1 protein-coding gene is annotated in these 257 nt (G+C 73.2%); it reads right to left on the minus strand.

Annotated elements, in window-relative coordinates:
• Positions 1-257, minus strand: a 257-nt coding sequence (locus QSV46_RS40230; RefSeq protein WP_314964223.1) for a helix-turn-helix domain-containing protein, incomplete at both ends; no start/stop codon positions are given.

The following is a 257-nucleotide window of genomic DNA, read 5'->3' on the forward strand; positions in this document are numbered from 1 at the left end:
GGTCGGGGGTCCGCGAGACCAGGCCGAGATCCTGGAGCTCTCTCACGGCGTTCGCCACGGCCTGGTGGCTGATCCGCTCGAGACCGGCGAGGTCGGTGGCGGTCAGGGGCCCGCGCTGCTCGAGGTGGAACAGGATCCCGGTCTTGCCCATCGACAGTGTCTTGTGGGCGCTGAGCCGGCGCCACAGCGGGCGCAGTGCCTCGCGGAGGTCGGTGGCGAGCGTGACGGCGTCGGGTTCGGTGGGACCGCCCGGGGCC

The sequence above is a fragment of the Bradyrhizobium cosmicum genome (genome assembly GCF_032290525.1).
GTDB classification, from domain to species: Bacteria; Pseudomonadota; Alphaproteobacteria; order Rhizobiales; family Xanthobacteraceae; genus Bradyrhizobium; species Bradyrhizobium cosmicum_A.